This is a genomic window from Marivirga sericea, assembly GCF_900177665.1.
GTDB lineage: Bacteria > Bacteroidota > Bacteroidia > Cytophagales > Cyclobacteriaceae > Marivirga > Marivirga sericea.
Window position 1 is genome coordinate 130,918 of record NZ_FXAW01000003.1, and the last position, 19,344, is coordinate 150,261.

Annotated in this window: 20 protein-coding genes; 7 read left to right on the forward strand and 13 right to left on the reverse strand. The window is 35.7% G+C overall.

Annotation, left to right across the window (positions count from 1 at the left end; translation table 11 throughout):
• Positions 1-68 precede the first annotated feature (68 nt).
• Together B9Y84_RS08235 and B9Y84_RS08240 are read left to right on the forward strand one after the other, a co-directional pair.
• The gene (locus B9Y84_RS08235; protein WP_085516614.1) at positions 69-656 is read left to right on the forward strand and encodes a riboflavin synthase; all 588 of its coding nucleotides are present in this window, start codon (positions 69-71) and stop codon (positions 654-656) included.
• A gap of 11 nt (positions 657-667) precedes the next feature.
• Positions 668-1,366 carry a LytR/AlgR family response regulator transcription factor gene (locus B9Y84_RS08240; protein ID WP_085516615.1) on the forward strand — a complete coding sequence of 233 codons (699 nt, stop codon included), beginning with the start codon at positions 668-670 and terminating at the stop codon, positions 1,364-1,366.
• On the opposite strand, the gene B9Y84_RS08245 is transcribed toward B9Y84_RS08240, so the two are convergent.
• The 5 genes from B9Y84_RS08245 to ribD all read right to left on the reverse strand — a co-directional run bounded on the left by B9Y84_RS08245 (position 1,340) and on the right by ribD (position 5,711).
• On the reverse strand, positions 1,340-1,915 hold the full coding sequence (locus tag B9Y84_RS08245; protein WP_085516616.1) for a phosphatase PAP2 family protein: 576 nt from the start codon (positions 1,913-1,915) through the stop codon (positions 1,340-1,342). The genes B9Y84_RS08240 and B9Y84_RS08245 overlap by 27 nt on opposite strands.
• Positions 1,916-2,128: 213 nt before the next feature.
• The gene (locus B9Y84_RS08250) at positions 2,129-3,013 is read right to left on the reverse strand and encodes a carboxylesterase family protein (RefSeq protein ID WP_085516617.1); all 885 of its coding nucleotides are present in this window, start codon (positions 3,011-3,013) and stop codon (positions 2,129-2,131) included.
• A gap of 171 nt (positions 3,014-3,184) precedes the next feature.
• Complete coding sequence (gene hemF / locus B9Y84_RS08255; protein WP_085516618.1) at positions 3,185-4,108, reverse strand: oxygen-dependent coproporphyrinogen oxidase; 924 nt, start codon at positions 4,106-4,108, stop codon at positions 3,185-3,187.
• A 10-nt stretch (positions 4,109-4,118) separates the two neighbouring features.
• Positions 4,119-4,601, reverse strand: a complete 483-nt coding sequence (locus B9Y84_RS08260) for a GAF domain-containing protein (RefSeq protein ID WP_085516619.1) — start codon at positions 4,599-4,601, stop codon at positions 4,119-4,121.
• 30 nt (positions 4,602-4,631) lie between these two features.
• The gene (gene ribD, locus B9Y84_RS08265) at positions 4,632-5,711 is read right to left on the reverse strand and encodes a bifunctional diaminohydroxyphosphoribosylaminopyrimidine deaminase/5-amino-6-(5-phosphoribosylamino)uracil reductase RibD (RefSeq protein WP_085516928.1); all 1,080 of its coding nucleotides are present in this window, start codon (positions 5,709-5,711) and stop codon (positions 4,632-4,634) included.
• Between the two features lie 24 nt (positions 5,712-5,735).
• Here ribD and prmC point away from each other — a divergent pair, with 24 nt between their 5' ends.
• Positions 5,736-6,581 carry a peptide chain release factor N(5)-glutamine methyltransferase gene (gene prmC / locus B9Y84_RS08270; protein WP_085516620.1) on the forward strand — a complete coding sequence of 282 codons (846 nt, stop codon included), beginning with the start codon at positions 5,736-5,738 and terminating at the stop codon, positions 6,579-6,581.
• Positions 6,582-6,789: 208 nt separating this feature from the next.
• On the forward strand, positions 6,790-7,542 hold the full coding sequence (locus tag B9Y84_RS08275; RefSeq protein WP_085516621.1) for an SDR family NAD(P)-dependent oxidoreductase: 753 nt from the start codon (positions 6,790-6,792) through the stop codon (positions 7,540-7,542).
• Between the two features lie 74 nt (positions 7,543-7,616).
• Here the strand turns inward: B9Y84_RS08275 and B9Y84_RS08280 are convergent, their stop codons facing one another.
• The 3 genes from B9Y84_RS08280 to B9Y84_RS08290 all read right to left on the reverse strand — a co-directional run bounded on the left by B9Y84_RS08280 (position 7,617) and on the right by B9Y84_RS08290 (position 10,092).
• On the reverse strand, positions 7,617-8,522 hold the full coding sequence (locus tag B9Y84_RS08280) for a phytochrome family protein (RefSeq protein WP_085516622.1): 906 nt from the start codon (positions 8,520-8,522) through the stop codon (positions 7,617-7,619).
• Between the two features lie 117 nt (positions 8,523-8,639).
• Positions 8,640-8,873: a putative signal transducing protein gene (locus tag B9Y84_RS08285; protein WP_085516623.1), complete on the reverse strand. Its 234-nt coding sequence runs from the start codon at positions 8,871-8,873 to the stop codon at positions 8,640-8,642.
• Positions 8,874-8,949: 76 nt separating this feature from the next.
• Positions 8,950-10,092 (reverse strand): DEAD/DEAH box helicase, encoded by a 1,143-nt coding sequence (locus tag B9Y84_RS08290; RefSeq protein ID WP_085516624.1) that lies wholly within the window; start codon positions 10,090-10,092, stop codon positions 8,950-8,952.
• 183 nt (positions 10,093-10,275) lie between these two features.
• On the opposite strand from B9Y84_RS08290, the gene B9Y84_RS08295 reads away from it, so the two are divergent.
• Positions 10,276-11,589: a DEAD/DEAH box helicase gene (locus B9Y84_RS08295; RefSeq protein WP_085516625.1), complete on the forward strand. Its 1,314-nt coding sequence runs from the start codon at positions 10,276-10,278 to the stop codon at positions 11,587-11,589.
• Between the two features lie 73 nt (positions 11,590-11,662).
• Here the strand turns inward: B9Y84_RS08295 and B9Y84_RS08300 are convergent, their stop codons facing one another.
• The 4 genes from B9Y84_RS08300 to B9Y84_RS08315 form a co-directional block, all read right to left on the reverse strand.
• Complete coding sequence (locus B9Y84_RS08300) at positions 11,663-12,997, reverse strand: M24 family metallopeptidase (RefSeq protein ID WP_085516626.1); 1,335 nt, start codon at positions 12,995-12,997, stop codon at positions 11,663-11,665.
• A 79-nt stretch (positions 12,998-13,076) separates the two neighbouring features.
• Entirely contained in the window at positions 13,077-13,772 is a 696-nt protein-coding gene (locus tag B9Y84_RS08305; protein WP_139827988.1) for a TapB family protein, read from the reverse strand.
• A gap of 132 nt (positions 13,773-13,904) precedes the next feature.
• Positions 13,905-14,342, reverse strand: coding sequence for a GNAT family N-acetyltransferase (locus tag B9Y84_RS08310; RefSeq protein WP_085516628.1), 438 nt, complete (start codon positions 14,340-14,342; stop codon positions 13,905-13,907).
• An 89-nt stretch (positions 14,343-14,431) separates the two neighbouring features.
• Positions 14,432-15,154 (reverse strand): lysophospholipid acyltransferase family protein, encoded by a 723-nt coding sequence (locus tag B9Y84_RS08315; RefSeq protein WP_085516629.1) that lies wholly within the window; start codon positions 15,152-15,154, stop codon positions 14,432-14,434.
• A 136-nt stretch (positions 15,155-15,290) separates the two neighbouring features.
• Here B9Y84_RS08315 and B9Y84_RS08320 point away from each other — a divergent pair, with 136 nt between their 5' ends.
• The gene (locus tag B9Y84_RS08320) at positions 15,291-15,917 is read left to right on the forward strand and encodes a hypothetical protein (RefSeq protein ID WP_085516630.1); all 627 of its coding nucleotides are present in this window, start codon (positions 15,291-15,293) and stop codon (positions 15,915-15,917) included.
• A gap of 81 nt (positions 15,918-15,998) precedes the next feature.
• On the opposite strand, the gene B9Y84_RS08325 is transcribed toward B9Y84_RS08320, so the two are convergent.
• Entirely contained in the window at positions 15,999-18,797 is a 2,799-nt protein-coding gene (locus B9Y84_RS08325; RefSeq protein ID WP_176223752.1) for a CHAT domain-containing protein, read from the reverse strand.
• A 172-nt stretch (positions 18,798-18,969) separates the two neighbouring features.
• On the opposite strand from B9Y84_RS08325, the gene B9Y84_RS08330 reads away from it, so the two are divergent.
• A complete protein-coding gene (locus B9Y84_RS08330) occupies positions 18,970-19,311 on the forward strand; it encodes a DUF202 domain-containing protein (protein ID WP_176223753.1) in 342 nt (113 codons plus the stop codon).
• The last annotated feature ends 33 nt before the right edge of the window (positions 19,312-19,344 follow it).

The following is a 19,344-nucleotide window of genomic DNA, read 5'->3' on the forward strand; positions in this document are numbered from 1 at the left end:
AAACCTTATTTAAACCATTTAAAATTAAAGCTGTTCTTCAAACCACTTACATTTACTAATATTACATTATGTTTACAGGAATTATAGAATCATTAGGAGGTATCAAATCGATAGAAAAAGAAGGTAGCAATCGAAAAATCACGATCGAAAGCAATATTTCTCATGAATTGAAAATAGATCAAAGTATTTCTCATAATGGCGTTTGCCTTACAGTAACAGAATTGCTCCCAAATGCCCATACTGTTGTTGCAGTAAATGAAACTTTACAAAAATCAGCCATAGGCAGTTTACAAGAAGGTGACCCTGTTAACCTGGAAAGGTGCATGATTATGAATGGACGATTGGACGGTCATATTGTGCAAGGGCATGTAGATGAAACAGGTAAATGTCTTGACATAAAAGATGAAGGAGGAAGCTGGATTTTTACTTTTTCTTATAACAGCTCTACTAATGTCTTGGTTGAGAAAGGTTCTATTTGCATTAATGGTGTCAGCCTCACTTGCTTTGATGTATCAGATGAAAAATTTAGCGTGGCTATAATTCCTTATACTTTCGATCACACAAACTTCAAAAAAATGAAAAAAAACGATGAAGTGAACTTAGAATTCGATATAATTGGGAAATATGTACACAAACTAATAAATAAAACTAACTAACCAACTACACTATGGCTTCAGAATTGAATTGCATGATAGTGGATGACGATCCAATTTTCAGACAATATATTTCTAAACAAATCAAGGAAACTAATGGGCTCAAGTTAGTTACAGAGGCAGAAAGTGCTGCCAACGCACTTGATTTATTAGAGGAACATGAGGTTGATATTATCTTCTTGGATGTGCAAATGCCCGAAATGACAGGTATTGAGTTGACACAACGTTTAAATAATGGATATGAAGTGATTTTAGTGACAGCTAATGATAGCTATGCTGTTGACGCTTTTGAACAAAAAGTTACTGATTATTTAGTTAAACCCTTTGAATACGAAAGGTTTGCTCAAGCCATCACAAAGGCTCAAAAAAATATAGAGGCTTTTCGCAAAAAGAAGAACATCATTGAACATATTTTTATTAAAAGTGATGGTAAAATTGTTCATTTGAGACTCCAAGACATACTCTTTGTAGAAGCTTTAGCGGACTATGTTGTAATCAATACCGAAGCAAAAAAGTACATAGTACATCACACCATGAAAGGAGTGGAGAAAAAACTCCCTGTTCATCGCTTCGTACGAGTGCATCGATCTTTCATTGTAAATATTGAAAAGATAGATTATATAGAAGATTTAACAGTCCACATTAAAGTTAAATCTATTCCTATTGGCGCCTCTTACAAAGAAACGCTATACAATACTATGAATTTTCTCTAAGTGATTAGGGAAAATTCTTTTGTATAAGTGGTAGGTAATTATAGCAGCTAGTAATCCTAAAATTGCTCCCATTATGATATCTCCAGGATAATGAACACCTACATATATCCTAGAATAAGAGACTAACATGGCCCAGACTATCATACATCGGGCATAAAAATTTCTGTAGATAAAAAACAAGAAAAAAGCTAAGGCAAAAGTATTGGAGGCATGACTGGAAGCGAAACCATATTGTCCTCCACAGTGCTTTACTAAATGCACCATATCCTGAATGGCTGGTTCGTGGCATGGCCGAAATCTTTCAAAAAAAGGCTTGAAAAAACCTGATGCAGCTTGATCAGCTAAAGTAATTAATAAGGTAAAAGCGAGAATCATTGACCAGCTTTGCCACTTTAACTTCCTGATGACTAAAAACAAAATTACTGCATATAAGGGAATCCAGATATTCCTACCGGTTATCGCTAACATAATCGGGTCCAACCAATCGCTATGGAGGCCATTAAGCCATAAGAAGAATTGTTGATCTAGTTCTATTAAGGACTGAAGCATGAAGCAAAACTACTAATAAATCCGTATTCTAGAAAGCAATTATTGAAGGCTAAACTGATATAATTTCAAATATTTAGTGAATTATATCGATCACATTTACAATCAATCACTAGAAGACTAGAAATAATAAAAATCCAAACAATTGACTCCTGCTCCTGGCAAAAGTAAGTTATAATAATAGTGTACAACTCCCTTTATTGCGGAATGAACTGCTTAATCTTCTCTTTCAAATTGAAACATCCAATCATATAAGCTCATATCGAAGGGAGAATAATCTGGATCAGCTGAGCCCATTCCGTCACCGCTATACGTTCTTGTCCAAACGTTATGGCCTGCATCTTCAAAAATAGTTATCTTCGCTGCATGGGTCGGTGATGGATTTTGCTCATTATATTTCTCCACAAAATTTTTGGATGTCTTCATGTTAGTAGCATCATTCTCGCCCACAAAAACCCAAACAGGAGTATTTTGCGCCTTTTCAAAACCTCTCCCAGCTCCATAGGCTGCTACTGGAGCTGCAGCGGCTAAATAACTAACAGAATCAGGCACATTAGTGATGTAATCATAAACACCATTTCCACCGTGACTCATACCTGTTAAATAAATTCTTTTCTCGTTTATTTTGTAGTTATCGATCAAGTATTCAATAAAACCCTTAAGATTATTTTCATCACCAGCCCCCCAATTATTTGCGTTACCCGTACTTCCATGGTATTGAGGTGAAACAACAATCATCGGATGTTCAGTAATCCACAATTGATTTTCTATCATTTTCGGAGGCCCATTTTTCAGAACTCTATCTAATACTTCAGGATTAGAGGATCCATCTCCTCTTTCAGATTTCCCATGAAGGAATATCATTATCGGATAGTTAGCATTAGCATCTTCATACCCTCCTGGCAAATAGATATAATAGCCATAAGCAGCCGCTGTGGAACCTAATACTTCTGCAATATGGTCTCCACCAGTGTCTTCTGGCAAACTAGCTAAATCATTACTTGATCCATCGGAGGACGGACCTTCTTCTTTACAGCTTCCAACTAAGAACACAAAGGATATAATAAGGAATACACTACTTAATTTTTGAAAAACACTCATAACAAGCTTGTTTTATATTTAAAACGTTAAGCAAAATAGCAATAAATCAATAGATATTTTAATTAAAGGTAGAGAATTCTTTTAAATGATATGAATAAATAGTAGAATTCCTATCAATTTTCTTTGCTAACGCTATGAAGATCAGTAAGCACTGCTTATTAATTAATCTTTTCATCTTGATTTTAGAGACAGCCAATCTACCTCTTTCTTTAATAAAGCCACAGTTTCCTTTTCAAAATCCTTTTCTGCCTGATAATCATAGGCCCAATTGGCTTGGGGTGGCATGCTCATTAATATAGATTCGGTTCTGCCATTAGTTTGTAATCCAAACTTCGTTCCTCTATCCCAGACCAAATTAAACTCCACATACCGTCCTCTTCTTAGATACTGCCACTTTTTATGTTGTTCGGAAAAGCTTTTGTCTCTATTGATTTCCATCAAATGGCTGTAAACAGGGGCAAAAAGATTACCCACATCCTTTACGAAAGAAAATATCTCTTCTTTAGTATGCTGGTCATCATCTGAAAGACGATCGAAGAATATCCCTCCTACCCCACGGGTTTCATTTCTATGGGGTAAATAAAAATAATCATCTGCCCATTTTTTAAATTTGGGGTAATATTCGATATCGTGACTGTCGCAAACATTTTTAATCTGTTGATGAAAATATTGCGCTTGTTCTTTATCAACTATATGTGGTGTCAGATCTATTCCTCCACCGAACCAATAAGTGCCATTACTTAATTCAAAATAGCGAACATTCATGTGGATAATGGGTACTATCGGGCTGGATGGGTGCATCACAATGGAAACTCCTGTGGCAAAAAAATTCAGGTCGTCTGAGCGAGTGTTATCAATTTCCAGCGTTTTTAATAAGCCATCAGGAGCAGGCCCTTCAACAGCTGAAAAGTTTACACCTGCTTTTTCCAAAACAATTCCATTTTGCAACAAACGGGATTTCCCTCCTCCGCCTTTAGCGTGTCTCCATTCGTCAATTTCAAATTTACCTTTTCCGTCAGTTGCCGAAATTTGATCGCAAATATCAGCTTGCAATTCCTGAAAAAAATGTCCTATGGATGCTTTATCAGTATTCATTACTAAACGTTTATAAAAATTCAGAAACTGTTTTCATTAGATCTTCTAAATACTTCTGGTCTATTTCATCAAAAGTATTAAGTTCATCGCTGTCTATATCCAAAACCATGGCCACTTCGTTGTTTTTAAATCCCGGCACTACGATTTCTGATTTAGAGGCTGAACTACAAGCAATATGCCCTGGGAAAGCCTCAACATCTGGCACAATAATAGTCTTACCCTCAGCCCAAACGGAACCACAAACACCTTTACCTTTTTGGATACGAGTACAGGCAATTGGCCCTTGAAATGGTCCCAAAACCAATTCTCCATTCTTTGCGATATAGAAACCAATCCAGAAATAGCCAAATGCTTCTTTGAGTGCAGCGGTGATGTTAGATAAATTAGCTACTACATCTTCTTCTCCGTGCACCAAAGCCTTAATTTGTGGGAGCAATGCTTTGTATTTCTCTTCTTTAGTTGCGTTTACATCAATTAATAATGATTCTGACATATTTTTTAGATTAAATACTGGATTAAAAAATTATTGAGCAATATTATGAAAGACAGATAAAACATCCGTTTGTTCTTTATCTTGAATTTTTTCTTGGGAAACGAGTCTATGATTTTTTAGTTGAGGGGACTGAATTCCTTTCTGAAAATTAACTGGAGCTTTAAAAATTCGAGCTTCATCCCAGAGTCCTGCATCAATGAAAGATTGTATAGTCCGAGCTCCTCCTTCCACTAGTATGGATTGAATTTTTTGTCCATAAAGTTGATCAATCATCTCATTTAAGAAATTCTTTTGACTTAGCTCAACTGATTCAACTTCCTTAAAATGATTTTTTTCAGCTCTAGTATGGAAAAGAATAGTCTTTTGCTTTCCGTCAAACATTTTATGCTTTTCGCTTAAAATCAACTGATGATCAATCAGCAAACGAACAGGGCTTTTCCCATACCAATCGCGAGCGTTCAATTGAGGATCATCATATTTTGCAGTATTTTTCCCCACTAAAATAGCATCTAGCTCTGTCCGCCACTTGTGTACCATTTGCCTAGATAGCGGATTACTGATCCATTTAGAATCAAAATTCTCTCTGGCCACAAACCCATCAGCCGTTTCCGCCCACTTTAAAACTATAAAAGGTCGCTTTTTCTGTATGAAAGTAAAGAATGCTTGATTTATTTCCAGGCAGTCTTGCTCCAAAACACCTTTTTTGACTTCAATTCCTGCTTTTTCTAGGATATGAATTCCTTTCCCCGCTACCAGGGGATTAGGATCTACAGCACCAATCACAACCTTCTTTAGCTGCTTTTCCACCAATAACTCAGCACAAGGAGGCGTTCTACCATAATGAGCGCAAGGTTCTAAGGTGACATATGCAGTTGCGGACTTCAATAATTCTTGATTCTTAATAGAACGAATTGCTAAAACCTCAGCATGTGGTTCGCCAGCTTTTTGATGCCAGCCCTCTCCGATTATTTCACCATCCAAAACAATGACACAACCCACCATAGGATTAGGGCTAGTAGTTGCTTTGCCATAACTCGCCAATTGAAGCGCCCGTTGCATGAATTGATCATCTTGTTTGCTCATCATGAGCAAAACTAAATAAAAATTCATGAACTTTGAGGAAAGCATTTTAAAATGAACAGTAAACATTTATTTGAAAACATAAAAATCACAATAGGCCAATTTGAAGAAGAAGCCGAGGCAGAAGCAATTGCTTTTTTAATAGTAGAAGACCTATTTCAAATCTCAAGAATGGACGTGCTTGTGGAAAAGGAATTGGAAGTAAGTGGTCAAACGCAGGAGTATTTGAATTCTATTCTTGACCAACTCAAGAACGGAAAGCCAATTCAGCATATTTTAGGAAAGGTTGAATTTTATGGAAGGCAGTTTTTAGTAAATCCTAATGTTTTGATTCCCAGAAGAGAAACAGAGGAGTTGGTACATTTAATTTTGGAAAACAATCCTGATTTGAGTGAGGAATTAATTATTGATATAGGCACGGGTAGCGGCATTATTCCCATCACAATTGCAAAAGAAAGAAAACATTGTGAAGTATATGGAGTGGATATTAGCTCTGCAGCTTTAGCCACCGCGAAGAGAAATGCAATGCTTAATCATGCCAATGTTAATTTTATACAGCTAGACATTTTAGAGGAGACCTTGGAATTGCCTAAAGCAAATATTTGGGTTAGCAATCCTCCTTATGTAATGGAGAAAGAAAAAGCTGAAATGAAGGCAAAAGTTTTTGAGCATGAGCCCTCGTCTGCACTATTTGTTCCTGATCATAATGCATTGGTATTTTACGAAAGGATCGCTCAATTAGCATTTGAAAATTTGCTAGAAGATGGCGAACTGTATTTCGAAATCAATGAGCAGTTCGGAAAAGAGATTAAATTCTTAATGGAAGAAAAAGGGTTTAGAGATGTAGAAATCAAAAAAGATATGCAAGGAAAAGAACGCTTTCTCTTAGGAAAAAGGTAGAAATTGCTGAACCTTATAAGAAATGGCAAACTTCTAATGCTGTTCAATTTTACCGTTTCTGCAAAATATTAACTCGATAACCTTCATATTTCACAACCATTATTTTTCAACTATGGTCAGTCTTATTATATTCAAATTCTCAATTAACAATTCTTTCTTCGTCCTTCCATGAATTCCATGAGAGAATAGGATAAAAAATTAGAAAACTATGAAAAGAACTGCATTTATAACAGGCGCCACATCAGGTATAGGTCGAGCTACTGCTCACCTATTAGGAAAAAACGGTTTTAGAATAATTGCTACTGGCAGGAGGCAAGAAAGATTAGAAGAACTAAAATCCGAACTAGAAAAATATACAGATATTCATACGCTTAATTTTGACGTTCGCGATCAAAAAGCAGTTTTAAGTGCAATCGATAGCCTGTCAGAGGACTGGTCAAAGATTGATCTTCTGATAAATAATGCAGGAAATGCACACGGATTATCTTCAATCGAAAATGGTAGCATGGAGGATTGGGAAGCAATGATTGACATTAACGTAAAAGGTTTGCTTTATGTATCGCAGCCTATAATTAATAAAATGATTGCAAGTAAGGCAGGACACATTATCAATATAGGTTCCGTAGCAGGGAAAGAAGCGTATCCTAATGGAAACGTTTACTGTGCTTCAAAACATGCTGTAGATGCGTTGAATAGCTCCATGCGAATGGATTTAAACAAACATGGTATCAAGGTTTCTCAAGTAGCTCCAGGTTTGGTGGAAACAGAATTTTCTCTCGTTCGATTTAAAGGAGATGAAGATCGTTCCAAAACAGTATATGAAGGATTTGACGCTCTCAAAGCAGAAGATATAGCAGATCTGATTTTATTTATGGCTACCCGGCCTGCTCATGTGAATTTAGCTGATGTATTAATTTTCCCAACTGCTCAGGCCTCGTCTACAATAGTCAACAAGGGATAAGCTAGATTTTTGGAGATATTGAGAGATCCTACTACCAATAATCAAAATTTCCATACTCACGGGAATTAAATCTGTTATTGCAAATTGAGATTATCTCTTTGAGCAATGATCTCATTAATCTTATTTTTCAGATCTTCTTTTTGATCGGGACTAAGAATACTCCCATCAGATAATTGCGCACTCATTAGTCTTATTATTTCATCCAATTCTTCACATGAATTGAATAATTTATCCATTAATTCCTCAGTTTTAGGATCTGTGGTTTCCATTCTTATCAAATCAGTTAAGCCTAAAACTCTGGCTAAAGGAGCACGCAGCAAATGAGAGTTAATAAATGCATATTCTGTCAACTGAAAATTTCTTTCTTCTAACTCTTCTGTTCTGTTTTTAACCATTAAATCGAGACCGTCATTTAGCGAGCTGAGTTCTTCATTTGCATGGTTTAGCTCTTCTACAGCATTGCTTAATGCACTTGTACGTTCCCGAACGATTTCTTCCAAATTAGTTGAATATTCGCTAAGTTTTCTGCTGTAGTTAAACTGAACAAGAAATAGAGTGACTACTAACAGAGATGTAATAAATTCGAAATACAGAGATTGACTTAATTCCCTATAAAAAGGAATAAAATTTGTATCATTCAATCCTAGTAACTGGTTAGTCACTATAAATATAGGAATTAGAAACAAAGCATAATAAATAGTAATTCCCAATGCGCATAACAATATACTTTTGATTAATTGTCCTGAATTTTTCCTTAAAATCACATGATAATAAATACCAAAAAAAGCCAATCCTCCAGCGTGCATTAAAATAGTAGAATAAATAGAACCTTGCTCTGGGGTAGTTAAAGCAGAGATCACTACAGTTACAATCAGATAAAAAGGATTAACAATGTAAAATACACTAATCAGCAAGGGGATTTCATTTAAACTACTAATAGCGGCAGTGAAACCTGGAATATTAAATTTCACTAAGCTCATTAATGTAGATAAAAGCCCAAATATCACACTAACTAGTAGGTCCCTAAAATGCTGATTATTTAAAACATCTCTATTCAATCATCTTATATTAAAGGTTAAGCTTTTTAAGCTGAAACATCACTCATCTTGATTTAGATCTTGAATTACTGAAGTCGCCTTTTCAAAATTCTCTGCTTTCACATACAAATCTACTGAATTTGGAGACGCCCCAAATCCGGCCATCACACCCGAACGAAATTCATTTTTCACTAGAGATGGGATTCCTATTTTAGCCAATTCAGTTCTCATCATTTCAATAGTAATTTCAGTGTCGCTATAAACCCTGACCATGTCGTTTTGGTTATTTTTCATAATATTAAAGATAGGGAAATTATAGAATATATAATTAATTCCAAAAACAACTAGGTATTCGGTATCTGATCAAACATCAGAAACCATGTAAATTAACGTCTGATATAACTTCTAAATCCACATCCAATCCCACTTTCTTTTGAATTACTTTAAAATGATGTTCTTCATTTGCAGAAATCAATGAGATCGCTTCACCGGCATGCTCTGCTCTCCCGGTTCTACCTACTCTATGGACAAAGTCTTTAGGTGATCGAGGTAATTCATAATTAATTACAAAAGGTAAATACTCAATATCTATACCTCTCGACAGTAAATCCGTGGTCACCAGTACTTTAATTTTCCCTTCTTTAAAGTCTCTTAGGGATTCATTCCGGGCATGCTGACTTTTTTTACTGTGAACCGCTAGTGCATCTACTCCATTCTTTCGAAGTTTATCTGCGACTTTATCTGCAGTTGCAATAGAAGAAGTAAATACCATCACTTGTTTTAAGTCTCTCGATTTTATAAGATATCTAAGAAATGGTCCTTTTTGACCTTCCTCCACTGCATAGGCCGATTGTTTAATTAGTTCTACTTTTTCCTCATGCTGCTCTAATTCAATGATAGCTGGATTATTCAGATAAAGTTTTTTTAATTTTTGAACGTCTGGACTTAAAGTAGCTGAGAATAATAGTTTCTGCGCTGCAGAAGGAATAAGTTTCAATATATCATCTAAGTCCTTTTTAAAATCAATATTCAACAATTTATCAGCTTCATCAATTACCAAAAGCCTTAAATCACTTAATTTTAAAGAATTTACCTTTATCAAATCTAGGAGTCGTCCAGGTGTAGCAATGACTATTTTCACCGTAGTCATCGCCTGCATTTGCGGGTTTTTCGATGTCCCGCCAAATACTGCAACCGTTTTACTATGATTTCTATTAATATCTACAAAAAGCTTAATGACTTCCAGCACTTGTTGTGCTAATTCTCGAGTTGGTACCATGACCAAAACCTGTGGAGAACGATTTCGCCCTTCTGGGAAAAAATTTAGTTTAGTTAAAATGGGTAAAACGTAGGCTAAAGTTTTTCCAGAGCCCGTCTGAGCAATCCCTAAAACATCCTTCCCTTCCAGTGCAGGCGGTATAACGGCTTGCTGAATGGGGAACGGCCTTTTAATATTCTGTTTTGTTAAAGTATTGGAAAGTGCAATAGGCAAATTAAATGATGCAAAAGACATAGAAGGGTGTGCTATAAAATGAAATACAAAGTTATTCAATTTTCATCATGATTCCCTTTTACGTTGAGATTTAATCCTGCTTTGACGAGTTCATAATAAATAGCAAATCTGTCAGGATTTGGCGAAATTCCTAATATGCTATTGGAGGATCAATTTCAAACTTAATTTCCTTAACTTTGCATTATGGTTCAAAAAGTCAAATCTCAGGCCGAAATGTTGGCAAAATTAGGCGTTAAGGGATTAAATCCTATGCAAAAAGAGGCCTTGCAAGTACTGAAAACTTCAGAAGACACTATCCTTCTCTCTCCTACTGGGAGTGGCAAAACATTGGCTTTTCTACTGCCCATCATTGAATCATTAGACCCCGAATGCAAAGAAATTCAAGTTTTAATAATCGTCCCCTCTCGTGAATTAGCACTACAAATAGAGCAAGTAGTTAGAGAATTGGGCAGTGGATATAAAGCGAATGCCATTTATGGAGGAAGAGCTGGAGCCAAGGATAAAGTCGATTTACAGCACCCCCCTGCCATCTTAATCGGGACTCCTGGTAGAATTGCTGATCATATCAGTAGAGAAAGTTTTGCTGTCAAAAGTATACAAACTTTAGTGCTAGATGAATTTGATAAATCTCTAGAAATAGGCTTTGAAGGGGAAATGAAAGCTATCATTTGGGAGCTTCCTCAGCTGAGAAAAAAGATTTTGACCTCCGCCACTGAACCTAAAAAAATACCCGAATTTTTAGGATTGCGTGATCCTTTTTATCTTAATTATTTAAATGAAAAAATTAATAAATTATCAGTCAAAATTATTAAATCCCCTGATAAAGACAAGCTTGAAACTTTGGGGCAATTAGTCCAGAAATTAGTTGGCCAACCAGGCATCGTCTTTTGCAATTTTAAAGACAGCATTGAAAGGGTCAGCGAACATTTAAGTAGTCTAAATATTCCGCACGGCTGTTTCTATGGTGGTTTAGAGCAAAAAGACCGGGAAAGGGCTTTAATCAAGTTCAGAAATGGCAGCTATCACCTACTACTAGCCACCGATTTAGCTGCCAGAGGTCTTGATATCCCTGAAATCAAATTTATTGTCCATTATCATTTACCCATTAAAGAAGAAGAATTCACTCACAGAAATGGAAGGACTGCCCGAATGCATCAATCTGGGGTTGCTTATGTTTTGGAAGGGGCTGAAGAACGGCTGCCTAATTTTATTAGTGAAGACTATACTTCTTTGCAGGAAATTGGTGACACAAAGACTAATAAAATTGATTTTCAAACGCTCTTTATTTCAGGAGGAAGAAAAGATAAAATTTCCAAAGGTGATATTGCTGGTTTGTTTATGAAGGAAGGGAAACTGCAAAAAGAGGATATAGGAGTCATCGAATTAAAATTGGACTGTGCTTTTGTCGCTGTGAATACAGAAAAAGCTAAAAATCTAGTGAAATCTTTAGATAACAGTCGATTGAAGAAAAAAAAGGTAAGGATTAGGGTAGTTTAGGAACGCTAAGACTTTATTATAGAAAACTAAAAAGCTCAAGCCAGATGCTTGAGCCAAGACTTGATAATAGATTTTACCTCGGAATTGCATAAATCTCTTCCTGCCTTCCGTCAATATAATAGATTTCTTCACCATCGAAAAATGCTTCTTCTTCCAGCATAATACGGATTTCCTTATTCCATTCTTGGATAAATACGGCTGCGTTTAGCTCAATGGAATAAGCTGTATTGGGATATAATGGATAATCTCCGCTTCCTGGCACACCACCTTGTGAATCCCACATTCCAATAGTCGGACCAGCGGCATGACCGTGATAGCCAATAGGGTGAGTGTATATAGTAGGTTTTAAACCTCCTGCCTTGGCTTCTTCTAAGGCTGATAGCAACATCTCATTTCCAGTTCTACCTGTTTTGAATTGATCAGTCAAATGATCTTGCACTTTTTTACCCTCTTCAAAGGCTTTCACTAAATATGTTGGGATTCTATTTTCACCTGGTTTTAAAACATAGGCGTGCTGCTGTGTGTCCGTATTTAATCTTAAATAGGTAATTCCAAAATCAACATGCAATAAATCTCCAGGCTGAATAATTTGCTGATCAGGCCTTTTACTGAAACTTCTCAAATGATCAAAATTTTCAGGATCTCCTCTTTGCACATCTACTGTAGGATGAAACCATGTTTTCAATCCTAGCTTATTGATTTCCTGTCGATACCACCAAACTAAATCATCCGTAGTGCTCACTCCTGGTGTTATCGCTTCCAAGGAAAACCCTTTGGCAATTATATCATGGGCAATGCTACACAACTGCTCATAAATCACTTTTTCTCGTTCCGTCCGAGTTTCCAACCAGCCTACTGCTAATTTCTCAGCGGAAACGACTTTTTTCTGTTGTGCTGTTGGCAATGCAGCCATCAGTAAATCAAATTCCGATTTAACCAAGCCATCGGCATGTGAAAAATCATTGGACATATTCACCGCTATTTTCTTAGGATTTTTTTCTTGAATTATTTCAGCCAATCTTTTCCATTGGTCAGCTTGAGTCTCAGGAGACCAGGCTCGTTTAAAAATTTCACCTACATCATATCTGGCCACTGCCTGCGCTTGCAATTCGGCTCCCTTCTCAGCTTGATATATGACAAGCATAGTTGTTCTTCGCGCTGCCATCCAAGTAGACGGTAGCATCGTCTTAATCACAGGGTCTTCATTATATTCGCTGGAGATAATAAGCCACATATCGATTCCAGTTCGCTCCATTATTGTTGGCAGTACAGTTTCAAAGCGTTCTTTCAAGATTTGGTCTTCTAACTCCGCCTGATCTTGCAAACTGAGGATTTCAGGATATTGTGCTCGAAGGGAAAAACTGCTAAAAAGTACTACGAGTACTACATAAATATATTTGATTCTCATTTTGTGTTTAACTTAAATAATGATAAAAACAATTCAATTACAGACATTAGGTGCCGTCACCTCAGTGGCATTGCTACAATCACCAATTAATCTCTGTTAGTACTGTGTAGCTATTCAAATCACCTTTCTTATCATATTGCTCACTCCTCACCACACCAACGTTCTTTGCTACCCATTCTATATTCTTAGACTCACGAGTAGTGACCATAGCGTCAAATTTTATAATTGAATTAATCTTATAGGCTTCGTATGAACCTGCAGGCACTTCAATACTTTCCTTTGCCATTACTTTCCTATCTTGAATTTTCACTGACATATTCATTTTCATAGGACCACTAATAGTAATATCAATACCTCCATCCTGCAAATACTCTCCTACCACCAAGTTTTCAGGGATGGTCACTGCATCAAATTCCACCTGCATATCCATTTCCTTAAAACTTTCCATAGTTTCTTCAGGTATGTATTTACTCATATCTAATTCGACAATCCCATCTTTACAAACAAACTCTACTTCTTTCTCCATAACAACTTTATCCTTTTTGTCATAAGAAATAAGCATAACGCTAGCGATCAGCTTATCAGCATCCTCAGTGAGGGAGGTCACCTCGTAACTTTGCTTGCCTTGATATTTATCTTTGGCATTGTAATTAGCAGAAGTCCATTTCCTGCCTTCTTTTAGAAGAAAATAGGGATTACAATCTGATTGAGATATTGACTTAAAAGGCATGAAAATAACTAAGAATACTGCAAAGGCTTTATATATAATTTTCATTATTGAGTGGTTAAGTTTGATAGCAAATTACAATTTTATCTTGATAGTGGCAACGCTAATAAAAATACTGGAAAGCACGGCCATTAAATTTTGGGCAAAGGAAAATTGAAATACTACTTGATTTCCCTGTATTCACTTCAATTTCTTCACCATCTTTTGATGAAGAATTCCAGTTTTATGAGAAGGATATTTATCCCCTACTACCTCAAAATGCATTTTTTCATAGAAAGATATTGCCGTTTCTCTTGCATTTAACTCAATTGTTTCCAATTCGGTCGCTCTACATTTTTCTAACAATTGAGTTAAAATACTCATACCTATTCCCAACTTTTGATATTTTGCTAGGACAGCCATTTGAGAAATAATACCCGTAGAGTTTTCTATATTTAATCTACCAGTACCAAGAACAATACCTTTTTCTCCAATGCATACTAGGTGATACCCATCCTCTTCAAAATTGTCATTTATCAATTTCTCAGCATCATTCATACCCTGAAAAAAACAAGCTATTCGGATTTTCTTCGCCTTAGCATAGAATTCATGCTTTGTATCAATATATTGAAATTTCAACAGCAAATACTTTCTCTTTTCTTCCGCTGGGTTTTATAATTTTAAAATCACGCACTTTCAAATAAATCTGCAGCTCCTTCTATACCCCCTCACTTCAACAACTCTTCTTTCATTTTCCTCATCACTTCTTCCTTTAACTCTGGTAGATTTTTCTGGGTCAAGCCTTGCGTTGAAATAGCAGGCAGAATTTGAACATGTACCTTTCCTGGCTTCATTAGAAAGCTACTTGGCTTCATTAATTCTGCTGCATCCTTTATAACGACCGGTAAAATCCTTGCTTGTGCATCGATAGCAATTCGAAAGGCTCCATCATAAAATCGCTGCAAGGGCTGGTCAGTTCGGTTCATGGTCCCTTCAGGAAAAACCAATATAGAAGATTCACTGTTTAAAACCTCATTCAAACGATCTTTACTTTTTTGTCTACTTTCAGGATTAGACCTGTCAACGACTTCAGTTATCATCTTAATTAAAAAACCGAATATGGGAATTTTAGTAAGTTCCTTTTTAGCTAATGCTTTAAAAGGAGCATCAATAGCTTGGGCAATAGCGGGGGTATCTAAAAAGGAAGTGTGGTTGGAAATCACTACATAGTTTTCTCTTTTATTAAAGTTCTCTGTCCCTTTTATTTTGTAGATGATACGGTTAAAAGTACTAAAAAGTAATGACCATAATCGGATCGCTTTAAAGCTCAAATGGATCCCTTTTTTATGGATCATGGGTGGAATTAAAAACACAGGAAAAAGTATAATCATGAAAACATGAAAAACTAGCAGTGCCCAAATGGTATAGATGAATTGAAAAAATTTCAGCATCGAATGAATAAATTCTAAAATATGAATACAAAGATGTCAAAAATAATAGAATCAAGCCTTTTTTAATAAAATTTAAGCTGAAGCTTTCTACGGAAAAGTAATATTTCTACTTTAGTTATTAAACTTATACCTAAAAATGAAACGGACTTACCTATTAGTATTACTAGCAGCCACAACATTAAATCAGGTTGTTTCTCAAAGTAAAAGTAAAGAAGAAATCTTAACTGAATGGGATGAGTATTACACCTCAGAAAAGAAGGAAATATTACCAGACGGCTTGAATTTTCAACCTTATCTATATAAAGGTACCAATCTAGATCGTAAACCAGTGCAAAATTTCGGAGAATATCCTCAAAAAATATTGTTTTATTGGTCAGCAGACTGCCGATATTGCAAGAAAGAACTTGACGATTTAGAAAGAATTATTTCCGAGCAACCCTATTTAAAGGATTCCATCTTGGTAATTATGAGAGTGGACAAACAAAATAGAGAATGGAGTCTTCAAAACAAGAATGATTATTATATCCTTTCCCGGAATAAGAAAGATTTTATGCGCTTGCCTGTCCCACTTTTATTCTTATCTGAAAAGATTCTCAAAGAGTCCAAATTAATGGGAGCTCCTCACACTCTATTCTTAAATAGTCATCAAGAGGTTGAAGCTATTAAATCGGGTTATATGGTTGATAGTAGAAAGTCCGAAATGGAAGAAGCGAATTACGAATTCTTAAAATGGAAAATTAATCAGCATCTAAATCCAGAATAGATTCAAGTCAATTTGACAATTACAGTGATTTTTGGAGATAGGCCCTTTTTTAGATTATAGCTCTTAAAAGTCCCGTGAGAACTATCTACTAAACATAATAAATGCTCCCCAATAGTAAGGATGCTGATATTCCTTTAACATTGCTAATTGTGCTGAGCGAAAAGCATCTGGAATGGCTTTTCCTTTTACATTCTCTCTGTAAAATCCTGACATGAGTTTTTGAGTTGCTGTATCGTCAACTTTCCATAAACTCATTACCAGAGATTCGGCTCCTGCTACAATAAATGCTCTTTGCAAACCGTAAACACCCTCTCCTGCTTTTACATCTCCTTTTCCAGTCTCGCAAGCAGAAAGCACCACCATTTCGGTATTATTTAAGTTTAGATTAATAGCTTCATAAGCTGAGAAAAAACCATTATCACTCTGATTAAACGATTGTGAGCTTCCCGAGGCTTGATCTGCTCCTGCACCCGTCAACAATAAGCCAGAGCGCAATAATGGGTTTTGTCTGATATACTGTAACTGCACACCAAACAAATTATCATTTGCCTGTTTATCTTCTAAAAAATAACCGTGGCTTGCCAAATGCAAATACTTTGGTGATTTTACTTGCTTTAAATTGGATTCAGTGGCATCATTATTCAAATACTTTTGCATTTTCATACTAGGTGAAAGATATTCAGAAATACTTTCAATTTCCTTTTGTGTCCCAGGTAATTGCGCTATGCTTTTGCTATTAAAATTTGGATCACCCATTAAAAAGGCTGTCTGGTTGCCAGATGGCTGAGCTGTTTTCTTGAATAATATATCATTAGGATGACCAATGTAGCGAATGTCATGATTTTCAATTAAGTATTTTCCATTCGGCTGTTGCATGGTATTCATATTTACCTGATTATAAATCCCGTCCGGAGAAATATAAATTCGACTAGCTCCAAGCACTTTATTTTCTAATTTCTTCCAAAACTGTGCATAAGAATATTCATCCTTCATTTTCTGATTAATGACATTGTTGTAGTAGGCATAATACCTGTTCTCCAGTAAATCGCCATCTTTGTTTATGACAATTTCGGGCTTTCCTACACCTTTTTTTAAAATCACATAAGCATAGGCATTTTTGGTAGTTAACTGTTTATTAAAAATTGGATATTGTACGATTTCCACCATCACTTCTCCATTCTTCAATTCTTTAAGGATAGTCTCATAGTCCGTATTTTTATCTTCATATGCACTTGAAAATGCCTCTGATCTAACTGATAACTCTTTTTCAGTTTGATTGGTAGCACTTTCTAAGGAATCAACGTTCAGCGATTGCTCATTAATCTCTTCATCACTTAAAGCATAGGCGTTCGCTAATTGTTGCTTTTGATCTAACCACCGCTCATATAAGGCGGTTAACTCCTCATCATTCTGACTAAATATGGTATTTCTTAAGGCAGTGGAGGCACTTAAAAGAATACCTTTAGTTGAAAGTCTATACCGCATAAAATCATCCAATAATTGCGGATATTCTTTGTAATTCTCTAAAGCAAAATTGTAAAATCGAAAAAATCTTGGTTTGAGTTGTTCCCAGTATTTGGTTTTCTCAGCTTCACTAAGTGCAGGAAAATAATCCTTAATGAACTCCTGACTAGTTTTCATCACTTTAGTAAAATAACTTGCTGCTGATTCCATCTGACCATTCGACCAAAACCACAAAGCCAGGTCCTCTTGACTTTTCACCACCTTTGGATGCGTCTTGGATAATTTTCTTTCGCGAGTGTAAAGTGCCGATTGTAATAGAGGCTCTGCTTTCTCATTTTGTCCCAAAAATCTGTAGAGATTTCCTAAATCAGATTGAGTACCAGCTGTAGTTAAATGCTCTTCCCCGAATTCTTCCTTATATATTTCTAAAGACAACAATAAAGCTTCTTTTGCTTTATCGTATTCTCCCTTTTCCGCATATAAGGCTGCAATATTGGACTTCATATGAGCATAATCTGGATCATTTTTAGCATTGAGCTTCATTCTACTCTCCTGCAAATCGAGTACATTTTGAAATAACATTTCTGCCCTTTCCAAATTACCATTCTCTTGTTCCAGAATAGCTTTATTGGTCAAAAACTGGAGATATGTACTATTTTTCTCAGTCAAACTCTCTTTGGCTATTTCTGTACAGTCATCCATCAAGCCCAAGGCTTTATCTGCCCTACCCATATATTGATTCAGAATAGCTTCATTATTCAGGTAAATAGCATAGGGGAGCATTTCATTATCTTTTTCAGCACTAAGTTTTTCCTCCAACTGCATAATGATTCGCTCTGCCTCGATAAAATTCCCCAAATTAATCTGAAGCACAGCGAAATTATTCAGCTCAGCTAAATAGCCAATGCTCTCTTTTCCTTGAAGCTTTTCCCAGCCATCTAAAGCTTTTTCTGTATATTCACCAGCTTTGCTATACCGACCCATATCACTATAAAGGAGCCCCAGCAGCCCCAGCGTTTTATAATAATTTGGTTCATTGCGAGCTGACAGTTGTTCATATTTCAGTTTAGCCAATTTCAAATTAGTTTCCGCCATAAATTGATTCCTCATCTTATAATTCAAACGACCGAAATCATAGATATCTCTAGCGGACTCTAATTCTGTCTGCGGTTCACCGTCACTTAAAAGGAAATCGGCTGTCTTAATTAAGCCTTCTCCTTTTTGCTGGTTTTCAAATGACTCTGTCTTATCTAAAAATGCAATTGCATAATTAAATGAAAGGGTATCATAACTGTCGCGTTTCTCCTCAGTTTTTTCCTTTAGCTTATCCTTTACTAACTTTTCCGCCTTATTTTTCAGCATATTCCCTACTCCAAACTGTGCAATAGAATTATGCGTAAGAAAAAAGAATGACAAAAATAAAATTGTTTTAAAAACTACATTTAAGAAAAAAGACATGGCCGTGAATTTGTTTTGTTTTTAGTAATACTATTAAAAATGAACATTTTTCATAAAAATAAGTAAAATAATAAGTGATATATCCATAACATAAGTCAAGAAATTTAATTTCAGAACAATTTTTTAAGCTATGAAAAAACTAAAGATCCCGAAGATAGTACCCGACTACAAAAACAGGGAAAAGATTATCTTAAGAGACTTTTTAGCATTGGAAAGAACCACTTTAGCAAATGAACGTACTTTATTTGCCTATATCAGGACGAGTCTCTATTTAATCTTGGGTGGAATAGGATTTATTCAATTGGAAAGTTTTGAGTCTATTCAGTGGTTAGGATACCTTTCGTTTGGCCTCAGTTTTCTGATGATTATTTATGGATTAGTCCGATATTTCAAACTTAAAAGAAAACTTCAAAAACTCTACGATGAAGATGCTATTCACCGTTTTGAAGAAGAAGAGAATATCGATGATTAATGATTTTTATTGCATTTTTAATTAGTTTGGAGA

Bases quoted from the DNA above. Each gene is read 5' to 3' on its own strand.
- B9Y84_RS08235 (WP_085516614.1), top strand. From the start codon at position 69: ATGTTTACAGGAATTATAGAATCATTAGGAGGTATCAAATCGATAGAA.
- B9Y84_RS08240 (WP_085516615.1), top strand. From the start codon at position 668: ATGGCTTCAGAATTGAATTGCATGATAGTGGATGACGATCCAATTTTC.
- B9Y84_RS08245 (WP_085516616.1), bottom strand. From the start codon at position 1,915: ATGCTTCAGTCCTTAATAGAACTAGATCAACAATTCTTCTTATGGCTT.
- B9Y84_RS08250 (WP_085516617.1), bottom strand. From the start codon at position 3,013: ATGAGTGTTTTTCAAAAATTAAGTAGTGTATTCCTTATTATATCCTTT.
- hemF (WP_085516618.1), bottom strand. From the start codon at position 4,108: ATGAATACTGATAAAGCATCCATAGGACATTTTTTTCAGGAATTGCAA.
- B9Y84_RS08260 (WP_085516619.1), bottom strand. From the start codon at position 4,601: ATGTCAGAATCATTATTAATTGATGTAAACGCAACTAAAGAAGAGAAA.
- ribD (WP_085516928.1), bottom strand. From the start codon at position 5,711: ATGAATTTTTATTTAGTTTTGCTCATGATGAGCAAACAAGATGATCAA.
- prmC (WP_085516620.1), top strand. From the start codon at position 5,736: ATGAACAGTAAACATTTATTTGAAAACATAAAAATCACAATAGGCCAA.
- B9Y84_RS08275 (WP_085516621.1), top strand. From the start codon at position 6,790: ATGAAAAGAACTGCATTTATAACAGGCGCCACATCAGGTATAGGTCGA.
- B9Y84_RS08280 (WP_085516622.1), bottom strand. From the start codon at position 8,522: ATGAGCTTAGTGAAATTTAATATTCCAGGTTTCACTGCCGCTATTAGT.
- B9Y84_RS08285 (WP_085516623.1), bottom strand. From the start codon at position 8,873: ATGAAAAATAACCAAAACGACATGGTCAGGGTTTATAGCGACACTGAA.
- B9Y84_RS08290 (WP_085516624.1), bottom strand. From the start codon at position 10,092: ATGTCTTTTGCATCATTTAATTTGCCTATTGCACTTTCCAATACTTTA.
- B9Y84_RS08295 (WP_085516625.1), top strand. From the start codon at position 10,276: ATGGTTCAAAAAGTCAAATCTCAGGCCGAAATGTTGGCAAAATTAGGC.
- B9Y84_RS08300 (WP_085516626.1), bottom strand. From the start codon at position 12,997: ATGAGAATCAAATATATTTATGTAGTACTCGTAGTACTTTTTAGCAGT.
- B9Y84_RS08305 (WP_139827988.1), bottom strand. From the start codon at position 13,772: ATGAAAATTATATATAAAGCCTTTGCAGTATTCTTAGTTATTTTCATG.
- B9Y84_RS08315 (WP_085516629.1), bottom strand. From the start codon at position 15,154: ATGCTGAAATTTTTTCAATTCATCTATACCATTTGGGCACTGCTAGTT.
- B9Y84_RS08320 (WP_085516630.1), top strand. From the start codon at position 15,291: ATGAAACGGACTTACCTATTAGTATTACTAGCAGCCACAACATTAAAT.
- B9Y84_RS08330 (WP_176223753.1), top strand. From the start codon at position 18,970: ATGAAAAAACTAAAGATCCCGAAGATAGTACCCGACTACAAAAACAGG.